The sequence below is a fragment of the Mycobacterium venezuelense genome (assembly GCF_054919535.1).
In genome coordinates, this window is sequence record NZ_JBONDW010000073.1 from 1 (window position 1) to 476 (window position 476).

Annotated in this window: 1 protein-coding gene; it reads left to right on the top strand. The window is 68.1% G+C overall.

What is annotated here, in order from left to right:
* Positions 1–476 (top strand): MBL fold metallo-hydrolase (locus ACRCUN_RS34240; protein WP_462146039.1); only part of this gene is annotated, 476 nt, incomplete at both ends.

Consider the following 476-nt stretch of genomic DNA (forward strand, 5'->3'; position numbering starts at 1 on the left):
CCTGGGACGTCGACAACAACATCTGGCTCGTCGGCGACGACACCGACGTCGTGATCTTCGACGCCGCCCACACCGCCGACCCCATCATCGACGCCGTCGCCGGCCGCAACGTCCTAGCCGTCATCTGCACCCACGGCCACAACGACCACATCACCGTCGCCCCCGAACTCGCCACCACCCTCGACGCCCCCGTGCTCCTGCACCCCGCCGACGACATACTCTGGCGAATGACCCACCCCAACAAAGAATTCCGCACCGTCGAAGACGGTCAGGTGCTCACCGTCGGCGGCATCGACATCCACGCCCTCCACACCCCCGGCCACTCCCCCGGATCGGTGTGCTGGTCAATCCCCGACCTGGGCGCCGTCATCTCCGGCGACACCCTGTTCCACGGCGGACCCGGCGCCACCGGACGCTCCTACTCCGACTTCCCCACCATCCTCGACTCCATCTCCCAACGCCTCGGCACCCTGCCC